Here is a 16,487-nt window from a genome sequence, read left to right as displayed (position 1 = left end):
ATGTTCAGTAGTAAATTTAGTCATAAAAAATGCACCTCCAAATGTTAGTCGTGTCTAACATTTGGGGTGCACTTCAAATTGCTAAAGGATGGTTTTCTTTCATTAAATAGGTTATTTAACATGTTGAATAAAATTAATGTCGATCAGTTCATTCAGCCTTTGTAGTTCTTTTTCTCCTAGTAACTTTTTCCCTTCGTTTAAGGATACTAGAGCACTCTCAATTAAATATTTTCGCGGTGTTTTTGACTGCAATAATTCATTTTGTAAAAAATCTAGTAACTCATTGTACTTTTGCTGTTCATTACTATTTAATGCTGATTTTTTCATTGTACAAATAATACTACAAAGCTTTTGTTGAAGATTTTCTTCGGTCTTTCTTACTGGTAACCATTTATCTAATAGCCCTAAATTGAATAATTGCTCACCAGATTCCTCAACATCCTCAACAATCTTAATCATACGTTTTACACTATATCGGACAACATGATCCATACTAATATTCATATCTTTGGCGAGGTCATAGTATCTCACATTATGGTGTATTATTCCTAAAAACATAATGGCACTATCTAATAAAAAGTCTTTCTTCTCACTGCCAAAAATGTCTAAAAAACGTGTATACACCCAATTTAATGTCTTAAAATTACCTTCTCTTATGAACTGTTTAATATCTAAGTCATTTATATAAATTACTTCTTCAAATAGAGAAATTAGTTTATTATCTCTATTTGCCTCCATTAATAAAGTTATTTGTTTAATGAAAATTTCAATATTCGAAGGGCTCTGTCCGATCAACAACTCATTTCTTTCATGCTCAAGTTTTTTATAAATCATATTAAATAATGCGACTACTAAATCACTTTTTGACGAAAAATAATTATAAAATGTACCTTTAGATATACCGCTACAGTCTAATATGTCTTGAATTGACGTTGCTTGAAATCCTTTTTCAATAAACAATTCATGAGCTATTTTTACAACATGCTGTTTACGATCATTCATATAATCACCTTGGTTCTAGTTAATTACTGCTTAAAAAACATAGTACATTATTTTAACATTTTTAACTAGTAAATATCTGATTAGTTTATTAAAGATTTCTAATGGTTATTATAATTGCATCTAATGAATGAATGGTATATCATATTATCTTATATAGAAGATGGAAACACAGTTCAAAAAATTGAACTAGATGTACAAAGGAGGGGAAATCATGGATCATTCCATGAATAAATCGGTTCGCCCACCATATGGGATTATTACAATCCTAATGATTGGGGCTTTTATTGCGTTCTTAAACAATACTTTACTTAATATTGCTTTACCTTCTATTATGAAGGATTTGGACGTTGAGCCTTCGACTGTTCAATGGCTTTCAACTGGATATATGCTAGTTAATGGAATTTTAATTCCGACTACTGCTTTTTTGATCCAAAAATATTCTGTTAGACATTTATTTATAACTGCACTACTTTTATTTAATATCGGTACTTTAACAGCAGGATTTGCACATGTATTTCCTTTATTATTAGCGGGCCGTATGATTCAAGCTTCTGGTTCGGCTATTTTAATGCCATTATTAATGAATGTTATGCTAACTAGCTTCCCTGTTGAAAAACGAGGAACTGCAATGGGCTTCTTTGGTTTAGTAATGATGGGTGCACCAGCGATCGGACCAACGTTATCTGGGTGGATTATTGAACATTATGACTGGAGAATGCTTTTCCATGTTGTTTCACCGATTGCATTGACGATTTTAATTATTGGCTTTTTCTTACTTAAAGATAAAAAAGAGAAATCAAATAGTACGATCGACCTTTTCTCTGTTCTTTTATCAAGTATAGGTTTTGGTGGATTATTGTACGGTTTTAGTACTGCCGGAACAAAAGGATGGGATAGTCCAGAAGCTTACGTTACATTAATTGTAGGCGTTATTTCATTAGTACTATTTATCGTACGTCAATTAAAACTTGATACGCCAATGTTAAACTTTAGAATTTATCGCTACCCTATGTTTGCTTTATCATCAGCGATTTCAATTGTAGTTACAATGGCTATGTTCTCAGCAATGATGCTTTTACCGATTTATACTCAAACGCTTCGAGGCATTAAACCATTTGATGCAGGCTTAATGCTGTTACCAGGTGCTTTATTAATGGCAATTATGTCGCCAATTACGGGTAAATTATTTGATAAAATTGGCGGAAGAATACTTGCAGTAACTGGTTTAGCGATTATGACTGTTACTACGTATTTCTTAAGTAAGTTAACAATGGATACAACTTATACGCATATTATCATTTTATACTCATTACGTATGTTCGGTATGTCGATGGTTATGATGCCAGTATCGACAAATGGGTTAAATCAATTACCAAGACGATTCTATCCACATGGTACTGCGATGAATAATACTTTACAGCAAGTATCTGGTGCGATTGGTACAGCTTTACTCGTAACAGTAATGTCGAATCGTACTGAATCAAAAGCTAAAGAGCTTGCTGCTGAAGCGATGAAGCATGTGACTAGTAAACCTACACCTGAAATGCTTGCTCAAATTAAGCAAGAGATCTCAATGAAGGCAATGTTAGAAGGAATTAACTTCTCATTTTATGTCACGGTATTCGTTGCCGCAGTAGCACTAGTTCTTGCATTCTTTATCAAACGTTCAACAGCTGCAGAGGAACCTGTAGTGAAAGAAAATACTAATACTAGTAATAACTTTAAGAAAAAGTTAGCAGAGAACTAAGAAAGAAATTAAAAAAGTTCAACCGTTGTTATGGTTGAACTTTTTTACGTTGTTGAAAAACAACCTTATAAATTAACTTACCAACTGAATTTTTTTCTAAAAATAGCTCATTAAATTTTTAACATCCGAAAAAAATATTGCTAGTGTTATTGGAATGATCAAATTTGCTCAAACATATTAACATTTAAAACCATTCATCCAAAAAGTAATAATTTAATCATTAATAAATATTCATAATGTCCGTTTTCTATTTTAACATTCTATAAGACCTGTTATAGCAGCTTAGCCCTGAAAAAGGACAAAAATATTCTATTTAACCATCGAAGTAAAAAATTATCTTTCAAAGCAACTACGTTTAATGCACTTAGACGATGAAGCCGTAAGAATTTACTATTAATAAAAACTTTACTATCCATTTAGTATTAATAATTTTAAGTAACATACAAAAGAAAATGTCCCTAAGATTAGTTAAAATAACCTTCAGGGACATTTCTTATTATCTCTTATAAATAAAATAATCGAAATCCGCATGAAGCCCTTGACCAGTCGTATCCTGACATTGCATTCCAACGAATGCACCTGTAAAGAATCCGCCGCCTTGAATATAATCATCAGACAGTTTATATGAATTAAGTGTTACAGGTATTGCTGTCCATTCTTCTCCATCGAATGAGTAAGAGTACTCGTACACATTTGTTTTCACATCTACTCGAAGATACACATATCCAACTTGTTCTGGAATGATAATTTCTTTTCCTTGAAGAGGTTGATCGAACTTAAAATTATCACATGTTACTAATTCAAGAATTCTGCCCTTTTCTTCATTCCAAGTAATTTGACATGAAGTCCAGTTTTGAGTGTTGTAATAATTTACTAAACCAGCAGATTGATGGAATGTATTCGGATTAAATGCTACTTTTGTTTCTGCAGTAAAGTTAAAATGTTGCCAACGTCTTGCTATAAATGACTGAGTAAACTTAGATGTTAGGGATTCTCTTCCGTAAAGACGTAGATGCCCTGGATTGTCTTTTAGTGAAACGATATTCTCTCCTAATGGAATTCTCAAGTTTTGAAAGTGAGGGTTTAAGATTTCTGAGTTAAAGTCATCCATCACAGGGTAATCACTTTCCCATTTCACTTCATCTATTTTTGGTCCCTCTATTTCCAGTGAAGGACTGTTCCCTCCAACGACATACGGCCAATCATTTTTCCACTCAAGCCTTTGTATAGCCGTTTCTCTTCCTAAAGGACAGAAACCTCTTGGATCTAACAACGGTTGACCTTCTCTTGGCAATGGTCTTCCTGTTAAATGTACTAGGAACCATTCATCTGTATGCGTTTGAACAATGGATGCATGTCCTGCTTTTTGAAGTGGAATTCTTGGTGCATGGAATGACGAAATTAACGGATTTTCTGGGTGTACTTCATATGGGCCCTTTAACTGTTTTGACCTAGCAATTGTAGCTTGGTGATCATATTTCGTACCGCCTTCTGCCGTTAGTAAGTAATAGTAACCATTCATTTTATATAAATGAGGTGCTTCCGTCAGTTTAATATCGGTTCCTTTAAAGATAACCTCTGCTTTTCCGATCAGTTTCTGTTCTTCTACACTGTATTCTTGTAGTGAAATGCCATAAAAATGATGATTTCCTACGCGATGATCCCAAACCATATTAACTAAATATTTTTTTCCATCCTCATCGTGGAATAGTGAAGGATCAAATCCGGTACTATTTAAGTAAATTGGATCCGACCATTCTCCGTCAATCGATTCACATGTTGCGAGGTAGTTGTGACAATCTTTCCATTGACCTTCGACTACCTTTACATCAGTGTAAATTAACCAAAACTTTCCGTCGCGATAAGATAATGCAGGAGCCCATATTCCGCCCGAATCTGGATTACCTATCATGTTTAATTGACTTAAACGATTCAAAGGTCTTGATGCAAAACGCCAATTCTTTAAATCCTTTGAGTGATAGATTCCTACTCCTGGAAACCATTCAAAAGTTGAAACTGCAATATAATAATCTTCCCCTACTCGGCAAATACTTGGATCCGGATTAAATCCCGGCAAAATTGGATTACTAATTTTAGCCATTTTAAACTCCTCCATATGCATCTATATAGTTCAATACTTTACTTTTTTAGTAAGCACCTTTGATAAAGTCAGAAACATTCTTTTGGTAGAAAAGCTCTAATTGATCTAATTCAGCTTTCGAAAAAGATTGTATATTCATTGCATCTAAATTGGCATTCACTTGACTTTGGTTTCTAAATCCCGGAATGACACATGTAATTTCCTTTTGATCTAAAATCCATCTAAGTGCTGCACTTGCCATTGATGACCTTCCTTCAGCAATCCAGTTAATCCGATTTGCCAATTCTACTCCTTTTTTAAAGCCCAAGCCTGCAAATGTCTCTCCGATATTAAAGGCCGCTCCATTTTCATTAAAGTTTCGGTGATCATCTTCTTCAAAAATATGATCAGCCTTATACTTTCCAGACAAGAGTCCACTTGCTAGCGGTAATCTTACAAGAATTCCAACCCCACGCTTATAAGCTTCCGGAAGTAATACTTCTAATGGCTTTTGTCTAAAAATATTAAAGATAACCTGTAAGCTTTTCACATTGGGGTTCTCTAAACAAATCATTCCTTCTTCAACCGTTTCAACGCTAACCCCGTAATGGCGGATTTTCCCTTCACTTTTTAAACGGTCAAGTACATTAAATACATGTCCATCCTTTAAAATTTCAGTTGCTGGGCAATGTACTTGATATAAATCAATCACATCTCGATTTAAGCGTTTTAGACTATCCTCGCAATAAGACTTAACTGCCTCATATGAGTAATTTTCCGGTGAATGAATATCACCTTTTCGACAAAACTTTGTTCCGATATAAATTTTGTCTTCAAGTCCTTTTGTGGCTTTAGCCAATAGTTCTTCGCTATGACCGTCACCATAAACATCTGCAGTATCAAAAAAATTCACACCTTGATCGATTGCCTGTTGTAAGGATTTTAAAGCTTCAGTATCATTTGTTTTTCCCCATGCTCCACCAATTGCCCAAGTTCCAAAACTAACCTCACTAATCATTAAACCTGTATTACCAAGTTCTCGATAATTCAAGTAAAACTCCCCCTCTAGTGCTATTTATACCGTCTTTTACTACTTTCTAAATTCAGATAACATTTTATTTAATTCCTTCGTGTTGGAATAAACTTGCTTATAAATTGAATAAAGCTTTTCATATTGTTTAACGTTCTCACTAACTGGTTTATATGAAGTGATTGGCTTTATGAACTCCTCTGCACAAACCTCTAATGATTCGAACCAATTACATCCATAAGCAGCAAGCATCGCCGCACCCATCCCTGGACCTTGCTCGCTTGAAAGCTTAATAATTGTTGCATTAAAAATATCTGCTTGCATTTGAAGCCATATAGGATTTTTTGCACCGCCACCAATTGAAATAATCGAATCAATTTTTTTACCGTTATTTCGGAAAATCTCAATTGACTCGTTCAATGAAAAAGTAATACCTTCCATAACGGCTCTCGCAAAATCACTTCTCTTATGTGCTGCATCCATACCAATAAAACATCCTCTAATAACTGAATCCGCATGTGGCGTTCTTTCACCAACCAAATACGGAGTAAATATTAAACCATTCGATCCAATTGAAACGTGATCAACATCCTCTAATAGTTGTTTGAAATTCACACTCTCAGCAAAAGTATCTTTAAACCAGCTTAGTGAATATCCTGCGGCTAGCGTTACACCCATTGAATAGAAAGCATCTTTTTTACTATGGTTAAAATAATGAACTTTACCTTTAAAGTCGTGTTCACCATGCTCTTCATAAGAAAGGACAACCCCTGAGGTACCAATACTACAAAGCGTATTGCCTTCTTTTAAAATACCTGAGCCAATTGCGCCACATGCATTATCGGCTCCGCCTGCAAATACTTTCACTTCACGACTAAGTCCGGTCAAATCAGAAACCTCTTTTGTAATTGTTCCAACGCAAATCTGAGACTCGATAATTGGTGGGCAAAGATGGAAAGGAATATCGAGTTTTGTACATAATTCTTCACTCCACCGCTTTTCTTTTACGTTTAAAAGCAATGTTCCAGCAGCATCCGAGAATTCAGTATGAATTTCTCCAGTCAGACGATAACGAAGATAGTCTTTAGGTAATAAAAATACCGCTGCCTGATGATAGATCTCTGGTTCAAATTCTTTTACCCATAAAAGCTTTGGTAAAGTAAAGCCTTCAAGTGCTGGATTTTTCGTTATATCAAGTAAACGTTCTTTACCCACTTTTTCATTAATAAACTCACATTGCTTAGTCGTTCTTGTGTCATTCCATAAAATTGCATTACGAAGGCTTTCATTTTCTTTATTCATAAGCACTAGACCATGCATTTGTCCCGAGAAACTAATCCCTTGTATATCATTTTGATGACCATTAAAGTCTCTAACTAGTTCGGCAAGACCATCGATTGTTTTTTCAACCCATTCTTCTGGATTTTGTTCACTATACCCTGATTTCTCTTGTATTAATGGATAGGAACGAGATACTTCATGGCATACCTCACCAGACTGATTAACTAACAAAATTTTTACGGAACTTGTACCTAAATCAATACCTACTACATATTTCATAACAATCATCCTTTTATTGTTTTTGATCGTATCGTATGAGAAAAATGTGCTGGAAATAATGATTTTCCCAGCACATTTTATGGTCAAAAGATTTTTAAACTGTTGCGAATTCAGAAATCGCTTCTAATAAATATTGGTTTAGCACTGATTTAAGACGTTCTTCACGACCAGATTTATTTTGGATATCACCTAAATTTAACGCATATGCTTCAAGTGTATGGAAACTTGCTTTATTCTCTACGATTTCTTTGCCAATACCATAAGTAAAGCTGCTATAACGATCTTCAATAAAGCTTTCAAATACTTTATCTTCAATTAGTTTATTAGCTACTAATGTACCAATTGCAAAGCTATCCATTCCAGCTATATGTGCATGGAATAAATCTTCTACATCAAATGATCCTCTTCTTACTTTTGCATCAAAGTTCAGGCCGCCTTTTCCTAAGCCACCATTTTTTAAGATTTCATACATTGCTAATGTAGTAGAATAAAGATCTGTAGGGAACTCATCTGTATCCCAACCAATTAACTTATCACCTTGGTTTGCATCAACTGAACCAAGCATTCCGTTAATTCGAGCAACGCGTAATTCATGCTCAAATGTATGACCAGCAAGTGTTGCATGATTCGCTTCAATATTAAATTTAAACTGTTTCTCTAAACCATTAGCTTGTAAGAAAGCTAGTCCAGTTGCCACATCAAAGTCATATTGATGCTTCGTTGGTTCTTTTGGTTTTGGTTCGATTAAGAACTGACCATCGAATCCGATTTCTTTTGCATAATCTACAGCCATATGGAAGAAACGCGCAAGATTGTCTTGCTCCAGCTTCATATCTGTATTCATAAGCGTGTCATAACCTTCGCGTCCACCCCAGAATACATAGTTAATTGCACCGAGCTCTTTTGCAATTTCTAAGCCTTTTTTCACTTTTGCAGCTGAATAGGCAAATACGTCAGCGTTATTAGAAGTAGCGGCTCCATTTACATAACGAGGATGAGTAAACATATTTGCCGTATTCCAAAGTAATTTTGTTTTACTTGTTTTCATATATTCTTTTATCATTTCTACAATTACATCTAGGTTTTTATAAGTTTCACCTAATGTATTTCCTTCAGGGGCAACATCTGAATCATGGAAACAGAAGAAAGGTACATCTAACTTTTCATAAAACTCAAATGATGCTTCTACACGTGCTTTAGCAAGATCCATTCCCGTTAAATGGTTCCAAGGACGTTGCATTGTACCTGCTCCAAATGGATCTGAACCATCTGCAGTAAATGTATGCCAGTAAGCAACTGAAAAACGAAGTAAATCCTCCATTTTTTGGCCGTTAACTATTCTTTGAGGATCATAATATTTAAATGAAAATGGATTTTTTGATTTAGGACCTTCGAATTTAATTTTGTTAATATTAGTAAAGTAACTCATGTTTAATTCCTCCTAAAATAGTAGTTTTAAATTTTATGACTTATGTGAAATAACAATCCATGTGCGCAATACTTTCATATCATCTGGCATAATTCCTTGTAAGCCAGTCAATTCACTATTTACTTCAAGATTAGGAGCGTTAGTTACCCATGTGTAGGGCTCTGGGCATAAAAAGCCGCTTCTCCCATCTTTGTTATAAACGACCCAATGCTTAAAACTTTGATCAACAGTGTAATTAATCTCAACTCCTGTTGATTTGTTCGTTATTTTTGCCGTCTGTAGACCACTGTCATTGGGAGTAGATAGAAAAACATCATCTAACTCTAGCCCGTACAAGCTCATTCCTTCACTCAATTCATACTTGTACTCAATATCTTCTAATTCCCCAGTAGGTAAAAATCGATCATTTAGTTTCCAACGTTTATCGACTGGAAGCTTGAAGATTGAAGTTTCTTCTGGGAATACGAAACTAGTATGATAGCCAAAGCCAAACGGTAAAACTTCATTACTTTTATTAATAACTTCGGCTCTTTTTGCAAATAAATTATCATTCAGAATAAAGCTCATCCTTATCACAAAATGGTGCGGGAATTGAGCCATTACATCTTCGTGCTTACTTGAATCAAACTCAGTTATAATTTTCACTGTTTGCTCATTAACTTCTACACTCGAGATATTCCACTTTCTTGTGTGAACAAAACCATGAATGTGATTTTGCTTGTCCATTTCATTAATATCAAACTGATACGTTCTTTTGCCAAATCTAAACTTACCTTGATCGATTCGATTTGGAGGGAACAGGATTGGAGTACCGTAAAGAACTGGATTATTCAAATACTCCTCATTCGTTTGAGGGACTCTTAGTAGCTCAGTATTTGATTTTTTATGAACCATGGAAATCAAGTTTGATCCCCATCCGGGAATAATGATAATCTCCAATTCACTATTACCTGCTTTTATCGCCGGTTCATCTAAAAAAGAGATTTCCTCAGCATAAGTATTCATCTATATTCCCCGTTCTGTCATAATTTCTACATTTAGACTTTGCTAATCTTTCCTTGTCTTTGGTCTATTCGACTAAAGCTATACATACCACCGAACATAAAAATCCAAGCAATTGAAACAACACTAAAGAATGGAATTAGCCCTGGCTGATACAGTAACAAAAATACGATAGCGATTAGACTAACTAGCATTAGTAAAGTAATGTGAAAATGAAATACACTTAAAAAGAATGCATTTTTTAAATAGTCTTTTAGTTTAAATTCGTAATGTACATATAGCGGGAAAATATAAAGGGAAACCATTAAATAAACTGCCGCAATGATTAATAAAGGGATGATTAATATAAATTGGAACACCCCTTCGACCGTTCGAATGTAAAATACATCAAACACTAAGAAGATTCCGCTAAGAATGAATACCAAACCAAGTTTATTGGAACTTTTAAATTCCTTCAGGAAGATCGTTAGAAATGTTCTCCAAATCGGGAGATCCGTTTCTTTTACGATCCATTTACGAACAATTGTAAAAAGGGCTACCGTAGCAGGGAAAAAACCAAATATGACTAGTCCTGCAATTGTAAAGAGGAACCATAGTAGATTGACATATGCTAATTTCATGACCCACTCACATAGCGTAAACAATTTCCCCATTGTTTTTCCGAGTATCATTTAATCACCCTCCTTTACGAATCCATCTATAGCGTTATTTAATGCTCTTAACCTTTTACTGACCCAGAAGCAATTCCTTCTACAATTCGATTACTTAATATTAAGAAGGCAATGAGGATTGGCAGAATACTAATAACTAACGTAGCTCCGATTGCTCCCCAATCAGTCGTATACTGCCCAATAAAGTTTTGAATACCTACTGTTAGTGTTTTAAATTGATCTGAACTAATAAATGTATTAACGAAGACAAACTCATTCCAGTTGTAAATCATATTAATAATTGCTGCTGTAGCAATTACTGGTGATGTCATTGGTAAAGTAATTTTAAAAAAGATATGGTTAATTGATGCCCCGTCCATAATCGCTGCTTCTTCTACCTCTCTAGGTAGAGCTTCATAAAAACCAATTAAAATCATGATCGTAATAGGTAAGTTAAAAGCTGTGTAAGTAAGGATTACCGAGAGTGGATTATCAATCAAATTTATTTTTGTAAAAGTATTAAATAAAGGAATTAATGTTGAATGGACTGGAATCATTAAACCTACCATAAATAATCCCAATACCCATTTACTTGCTTTCCAATTCATTCTTGTAATTGCGAAGGTTACCATACTTGCTAATACAACCGTTAAAATAACGGCAGCGATCGTATAAGTTACACTGTTAAAGAAATATTGACTAATGTTTCCTTCAGTCCAAACTTTCGTATAATTCTCCCACTTTGGGCTTTCAGGTAAAGAAAAAGGTGACATATTGAAAACTTCTTGGTTATTTTTTAATGAAAAAAGAAATAGCCATATGATCGGAAATATTTGAAAAATCGCTACGATTATAAGGAAAAGATACATAAATCCGTAAGCAATTTTACTAAAAATACTATTCTTGCTACGGTCAGTTTTCTTTTCAGTTACAATAGCTTGAGATCCTGTAGCTCTTACCGTATCCACCTAAAATCCCCCTTTCATTTAGTAAATGTCATCATTTGATTCTGTAAATTTGCGAATAATCCAAGTAACTATTAAACAAATAACTAATAAGAAAAATCCAATTGCACTTGCATAACCAAAGTCAAAACCTTTAAATGCTTTCTGATACATGTAGGAAGCCATTACTTCACTTGAACCATTAGGACCTCCACCTGTCATAACATAAATTAAGTCAAAATATTTAAGTGACCCAACAACAGCAAGAACAATCGTTACTTTAACAACATTCATTATTAATGGTAATTTTATTTTTAGTGCAATTTGAATTGGTGTTGCCCCGTCAATTCTTGCAGCCTCGATTAGAGAGTCTGGAATATTTTTAAGTGCTGCATAGTAAATCAGAATATAAAAACCAGCGTACTGCCAAATAATCGGAATAATAATCGCATATAAAGCTAAGTTTGTTTCTGCTAACCAGGCTGGTGGATTATTAACTCCTAGAGAAACAAGTAAGCTATTTAGAATACCGTTAGTAGGATGATAAATTTTAAGCCAAAGCTGGGCAATTGCAACAGAAGCAAGCAGCATTGGAATAAGATATATTTTTCTAAGAAGGTCTGCACCTTTAATTTTTCCGGCAAGTATAAATGAGATAAACAAGTAACCAATTAAACTAACTGCCGAAAATACTGCTAATAAAAAGGAGTGGAAAGCACTTTTCCAAAATAGAGGATCATGTAATAAGTGGGAGTAATTCTTTAAACCTATGAATTCCTTTTCCCCAATTCCATTCCATTTCATTAAGCCAAAGTATCCAGTTTGTACGATTGGAACGTAAATCAAAGCAAGGATCAGAAAGAGAGCTGGTGTAATATACAAGGCAATTATTTTTTTATTTGACATAGCTTTATTCACTTCGATTCAACTCCTTCCCCTATATTTAAAAATCAAGGGCATATTATAATGAATCCATATGCCCTTTTCTTTAGTACATCAGAATTTATTTATCTTCTGCCTTTAAAGCTTCTTCATGTTGTTTAGCAAAATCTTTTGGTTTTACTTCATTTCCAAATAAAGATTGGATTAAGTTTAAGTGAGTTTCAGCCACAGAAGCACTCATTTGAACGTCAGCAAATAATGTTAAGTTGCTAGCTTTATTTAATTCATTTAACACATCAATATATAACGGTGGTAAATTTACTTTTGAAGTATCAACCTTAGTCGCTGGGATTACACCCGCTTTTTCAACCGATTGCTCTCCCCACTTCTCTACAAAAAATTTAACAAAGTCTTTAGCTTCAGCTTTAACTTTTGAATGTTCAGCTACGAATAAACCTACTCCAGGACCACCAACCCAGCTATTAATATTTCCTTTTCCACCCTCATATGTAGGGAATTTAAAGAAACCTACATTGTCTCGGAAGTCTTTTGGAATTTCTTCATTTGTCGTAAAGTTTGGAAGCTCCCATGTTCCCATTAAGTACATAGCTGCATTTCCATTTAAGAATTCAGATTTTCCCTCATCATTTGATAACCCATTAAAGCCTTTATTAAATGCATTTTCTTTAACTAGATTTTGAACTTCTGATGCCGCTGAAACAAGTGCAGGATCTTCGAATGTTCCTGTACGGTTAATTGCTTTATTTAATACATCAGCTCCACCAATTCTGTCCGCTAAATACATATACCAAAGTGAACCTGTCCAACGATCTTTATTTCCTAAAGCGATTGGAGCAACTCCATTTTTAGCAAGTGTTTTAACAACATTTTGGAATTCGCTATAAGTTTGTGGTACTTGAAGATTATATTTTTCAAAAATTGCTTTATTGTAATAAATTGGAGCTATGTTTAGTTCTAGAGGTAATCCATATGTTTTACCATCGATTGCATATGCTTCTGTTGTTCCGCTTACAAAAGAATCCTTTAATCCGTTATTTAACACATCATCTAAATCAGCGAAAAGGCCACCTTTTACAAATGGTTTCATATATCCTGCTGCCCATGTAAACCCAACGTCAGGAAGTTCGTTAGAAGAAGAAAGAACTTTAATCTTATTCTTGTATTGCTCATTTTCAAGAACCTCTACTTCGATTTTTACATCCTTATGTTCAGCCTCATACTGCTTTATAATGTCAGATACAATTAAGTTTTGTTGCTTAGAACTTCCAGCTGGCCAAAGATGCATAAATTTAATTACCTTTTTGGAACCGCTTTCAGTTGACGCGTTATTAGATTTACCACAGCCAGTTAAAGTCACCATCAGTATAAGAACTAGTGCTAGCATTAATGAAGATGCTTTCTTAAACATGTCAAACCCCCATTTTTTTGAATTTTTCGTTACAAGTAAATTCTAGCACTAAAAAAAAACCGCGGTAAGGTAACCACGATTGGATAAAATTCCACTATTTTTGGATTAGGGAATCATCAAGTTCTGACACTTTTCTAAATTTACTAGGGGTAATACCCTCGTAATCCTTAAAGATCTTAATGAAATATTTAGCCGTCTGATAGCCTACTTCTAGTGCAATTTCTTCAATTTGCAAATCTGTTGTCAGTAGTCGATTTTTTGCAATTTGCAACCTTTTTCTAGTCAAATACTCACTAAATGTTAACCCCACTTGCTCTTTAAATAACACACTAAAATAGCTAGCATTTAGATGTACCGCTTCCGCAACTTCTTTTAATGAAATTTGGTTGCTAATATTTTCATTAATAAAGGTCTTTGCTCCGTTAATTGAGTTAGAGCGATTAGAAACTTGATCTAGTTTTAATAATTTTTGATCAGTCACTTTTTCCATATATTCAATCCGTTCAATATTTGCTTCCTTTTCAAGCGCTTGCTCAATAGCCTCAATTAATTTTTGTTTACTTACCGGTTTTAATAAATAATTTACAACGCCTAGACGAATAGCCTCCTGGGCATATTCAAAGTCAGGATGTCCAGAAATAATAATTGAAACAAACTTATGGCCTTTATCCTTTAGGTTTTTTAAGAGCTCTAAACCATTCATTTCAGGCATACAAATATCAGTTACTAATAGATGAATTTTTGTTCTGCTCATCTGTTCAAATGTTTCTTGACCATTTGCCGCACTAAGAATTTCAAATTTACCATTTGACCATTTCTCTAATGTTTTTTTTAAACCTTGTCTAGTCGCTTGTTCATCATCAACAATTAGAATTGTTTTTGTATCCAAATTATTCCCCACCTTTGTCTGGAACTTCGAATAATACAGTTGTACCTTTGCCAATCTCACTTTCTAAACGAAGACCACTTAAGTCATATCCCTCGTAATATAATTTAATTCTTTTATTTACATTAGTAAGCGCCATACCCATCCCCTTAAAGGATGATACATTATCATTTTTAATTGCTAGATTAAGGGCATTAAGAGTTTCTCTATTAATCCCCGGTCCATTGTCCTGAACAGTCACTAATAAATTAGATGAATCATTAATCCTTTTAATCTTAACTAAAACAATCCCTTGTTCCCGACTACTTTCAATACCATGCATGATGGCGTTCTCAACTAAAGGTTGGATTAGTAATTTTGGGATTTTAATAGTTAGTAGATTTGGCTCAACAGATATCTCCCATAGTAACCTTTCTCCTAATCTCATTTTCATAATCTGTAAATAACGTTCAATTTGGTCGAGAGCAGCTTGTATAGTTACCCATTCACTACTGTTTGCATTGCCGATTGTATAGCGAAATAATCCTGACATTGCTATCACTATTTCAGCTAAATCCTCCTCACCCCTATCATCTAAAGACCAGTAAAGTGCATTTAGCGTATTATAAAGGAAGTGCGGATCAATTTGGGCTTGTAGCGCCTTCAACTCAGTTTGACTACGTAGTAATTCTTTTTCATATACGACCTGTATTAAATGATTCGTATTTTCTACCATCTGGTTATACGTTCTATTTAATTCAATAATTTCTAATGAAGCTGCGCTTTCCTTGTTAATTTTCAGCTCATCCATTTTCGCATTCTTCATTGTATTTGTAAGTTTTTTTATTGGTCTAGTAATCATTGTTGCTAGAATAATTGATGACACGACAAAAATGATAAATCCAATCGCACCAGATAAAAGAGTCGCTTTTCTTACCGGTGTTACTGCCTCATTTAAAAAGCTTGTAGGTTTTAAAATAACAAGGGTCCAGCCTGTTTTTGTAGATGGTTGTGTAACAATCATATAATGTTTTTTATTTAACTTTATCGATTCGTATCCTTCTGATAGAAACTTTTGAATATTAATGCCATAATTATCTGTTATCGGTGTTAAGTCCCTGTCAAGAAGCATCATGTAATCCTTCTCCCCAGGAGATAAATTACTTTCTTCAACCTGAAAGTAACTATTAAGAATTCTTACTACTAAATATCCTCCGTTTGAAAACCATCGATCCATTAAACTTACCCTTCTTATTGCATAAGAATAGTTACTATTTTTAGGATCTTTCCCTACCCACACTAATCTTCCTTTCTCGGCTTCTGCTTCCTTTACCCATTTCTCATCGATTACACTAGATATACTTTTTTCACCGAATGGAAAAATACGATTTCCTTCCGAAGAATATAGCTCAAAAGAAGAGATTCCATTTGAGTAAGCTAAAGAGTTATTTATTACTCTAATTAATGATTGTCTTTTGGCAAAATCAACACTTTCTCCGTTTTTCAATCCGAGTAATATCTGTTGAACCGTCTCATTTGTCATTAATTGATTTGATAAAGTGTCAATTTGCTTATACAAGGTTTCCATTCTTCCATTAGCTTCTACGGCTGTTTGTTTGATTTGCTTCTCTGTTGTATCTTTCATTAAAGTTCCAACTTGGTTATATACCATAATGGATACAATGGATAAAACAATCACCATAACAATCAAGAAGACAGCCAATATCTGATTTCGTAAAGTGTTTAATTTTCTTAACTGTAATCTTATTTTTACGATTGTAATCACCTTTTCAGTAGTAAGTTAATGTAAGGGTTTTCTTTAAAATTCATCATACTATATTTAGCATTAGTCTGAATATTAAAAACA

General features: G+C 34.0%; 13 protein-coding genes. 1 reads left to right on the top strand and 12 read right to left on the bottom strand.

What is annotated here, in order from left to right; genetic code table 11:
* Nucleotides 1–111: 111 nt before the first annotated feature.
* Entirely contained in the window at nucleotides 112–1,002 is an 891-nt protein-coding gene (locus AN960_RS04205) for a TetR/AcrR family transcriptional regulator (RefSeq protein ID WP_056467289.1), read from the bottom strand.
* Nucleotides 1,003–1,213: 211 nt separating this feature from the next.
* On the opposite strand from AN960_RS04205, the gene AN960_RS04200 reads away from it, so the two are divergent.
* Nucleotides 1,214–2,749 (top strand): DHA2 family efflux MFS transporter permease subunit, encoded by a 1,536-nt coding sequence (locus AN960_RS04200; RefSeq protein WP_056467286.1) that lies wholly within the window; start codon nucleotides 1,214–1,216, stop codon nucleotides 2,747–2,749.
* Nucleotides 2,750–3,245: 496 nt separating this feature from the next.
* Here AN960_RS04200 and AN960_RS04195 read toward each other — a convergent pair whose 3' ends face one another.
* The 11 genes from AN960_RS04195 to AN960_RS04145 all read right to left on the bottom strand — a co-directional run bounded on the left by AN960_RS04195 (nucleotide 3,246) and on the right by AN960_RS04145 (nucleotide 16,265).
* Nucleotides 3,246–4,850 carry a glycoside hydrolase family 43 protein gene (locus AN960_RS04195; protein WP_056467283.1) on the bottom strand — a complete coding sequence of 535 codons (1,605 nt, stop codon included), beginning with the start codon at nucleotides 4,848–4,850 and terminating at the stop codon, nucleotides 3,246–3,248.
* A gap of 46 nt (nucleotides 4,851–4,896) precedes the next feature.
* Nucleotides 4,897–5,880 carry an aldo/keto reductase gene (locus AN960_RS04190; protein ID WP_056467280.1) on the bottom strand — a complete coding sequence of 328 codons (984 nt, stop codon included), beginning with the start codon at nucleotides 5,878–5,880 and terminating at the stop codon, nucleotides 4,897–4,899.
* 39 nt (nucleotides 5,881–5,919) lie between these two features.
* The gene (xylB, locus tag AN960_RS04185) at nucleotides 5,920–7,419 is read right to left on the bottom strand and encodes a xylulokinase (RefSeq protein WP_056467277.1); all 1,500 of its coding nucleotides are present in this window, start codon (nucleotides 7,417–7,419) and stop codon (nucleotides 5,920–5,922) included.
* A 94-nt stretch (nucleotides 7,420–7,513) separates the two neighbouring features.
* Nucleotides 7,514–8,848 (bottom strand): xylose isomerase, encoded by a 1,335-nt coding sequence (xylA, locus tag AN960_RS04180; RefSeq protein ID WP_056467274.1) that lies wholly within the window; start codon nucleotides 8,846–8,848, stop codon nucleotides 7,514–7,516.
* Nucleotides 8,849–8,881: 33 nt separating this feature from the next.
* Nucleotides 8,882–9,853 (bottom strand): aldose 1-epimerase, encoded by a 972-nt coding sequence (locus AN960_RS04175; RefSeq protein WP_056467272.1) that lies wholly within the window; start codon nucleotides 9,851–9,853, stop codon nucleotides 8,882–8,884.
* Nucleotides 9,854–9,885: 32 nt separating this feature from the next.
* The gene (locus AN960_RS04170) at nucleotides 9,886–10,521 is read right to left on the bottom strand and encodes a YesL family protein (RefSeq protein WP_056467269.1); all 636 of its coding nucleotides are present in this window, start codon (nucleotides 10,519–10,521) and stop codon (nucleotides 9,886–9,888) included.
* Nucleotides 10,522–10,568: 47 nt separating this feature from the next.
* The gene (locus AN960_RS04165) at nucleotides 10,569–11,396 is read right to left on the bottom strand and encodes a carbohydrate ABC transporter permease (RefSeq protein ID WP_235832829.1); all 828 of its coding nucleotides are present in this window, start codon (nucleotides 11,394–11,396) and stop codon (nucleotides 10,569–10,571) included.
* 90 nt (nucleotides 11,397–11,486) lie between these two features.
* Nucleotides 11,487–12,362, bottom strand: a complete 876-nt coding sequence (locus AN960_RS04160; protein WP_056467266.1) for a carbohydrate ABC transporter permease — start codon at nucleotides 12,360–12,362, stop codon at nucleotides 11,487–11,489.
* An 85-nt stretch (nucleotides 12,363–12,447) separates the two neighbouring features.
* Entirely contained in the window at nucleotides 12,448–13,755 is a 1,308-nt protein-coding gene (locus AN960_RS04155) for an extracellular solute-binding protein (RefSeq protein ID WP_056467263.1), read from the bottom strand.
* A gap of 94 nt (nucleotides 13,756–13,849) precedes the next feature.
* The gene (locus tag AN960_RS04150) at nucleotides 13,850–14,644 is read right to left on the bottom strand and encodes a response regulator transcription factor (RefSeq protein WP_056467259.1); all 795 of its coding nucleotides are present in this window, start codon (nucleotides 14,642–14,644) and stop codon (nucleotides 13,850–13,852) included.
* A 1-nt stretch (nucleotide 14,645) separates the two neighbouring features.
* Complete coding sequence (locus AN960_RS04145; RefSeq protein ID WP_286131574.1) at nucleotides 14,646–16,265, bottom strand: sensor histidine kinase; 1,620 nt, start codon at nucleotides 16,263–16,265, stop codon at nucleotides 14,646–14,648.
* Nucleotides 16,266–16,487: the final 222 nt, after the last annotated feature.

The organism is Bacillus sp. FJAT-25509 (assembly GCF_001420605.1).
Classification (GTDB): Bacteria; Bacillota; Bacilli; order Bacillales; family Bacillaceae_G; genus Gottfriedia.
The sequence above is the reverse complement of the archived record's forward strand: the minus strand, read 5'-3'. Positions and strand labels throughout refer to the sequence as shown.

Coding starts and splice junctions, on each gene's coding strand:
- xylB (WP_056467277.1), bottom strand. CDS start 7,419: ATGAAATATGTAGTAGGTATTGATTTAGGTACAAGTTCCGTAAAAATT.
- AN960_RS04195 (WP_056467283.1), bottom strand. CDS start 4,850: ATGGCTAAAATTAGTAATCCAATTTTGCCGGGATTTAATCCGGATCCA.
- AN960_RS04175 (WP_056467272.1), bottom strand. CDS start 9,853: ATGAATACTTATGCTGAGGAAATCTCTTTTTTAGATGAACCGGCGATA.
- AN960_RS04155 (WP_056467263.1), bottom strand. CDS start 13,755: ATGTTTAAGAAAGCATCTTCATTAATGCTAGCACTAGTTCTTATACTG.
- xylA (WP_056467274.1), bottom strand. CDS start 8,848: ATGAGTTACTTTACTAATATTAACAAAATTAAATTCGAAGGTCCTAAA.
- AN960_RS04200 (WP_056467286.1), top strand. CDS start 1,214: ATGGATCATTCCATGAATAAATCGGTTCGCCCACCATATGGGATTATT.
- AN960_RS04170 (WP_056467269.1), bottom strand. CDS start 10,521: ATGATACTCGGAAAAACAATGGGGAAATTGTTTACGCTATGTGAGTGG.
- AN960_RS04145 (WP_286131574.1), bottom strand. CDS start 16,265: ATGAAAGATACAACAGAGAAGCAAATCAAACAAACAGCCGTAGAAGCT.
- AN960_RS04205 (WP_056467289.1), bottom strand. CDS start 1,002: ATGAATGATCGTAAACAGCATGTTGTAAAAATAGCTCATGAATTGTTT.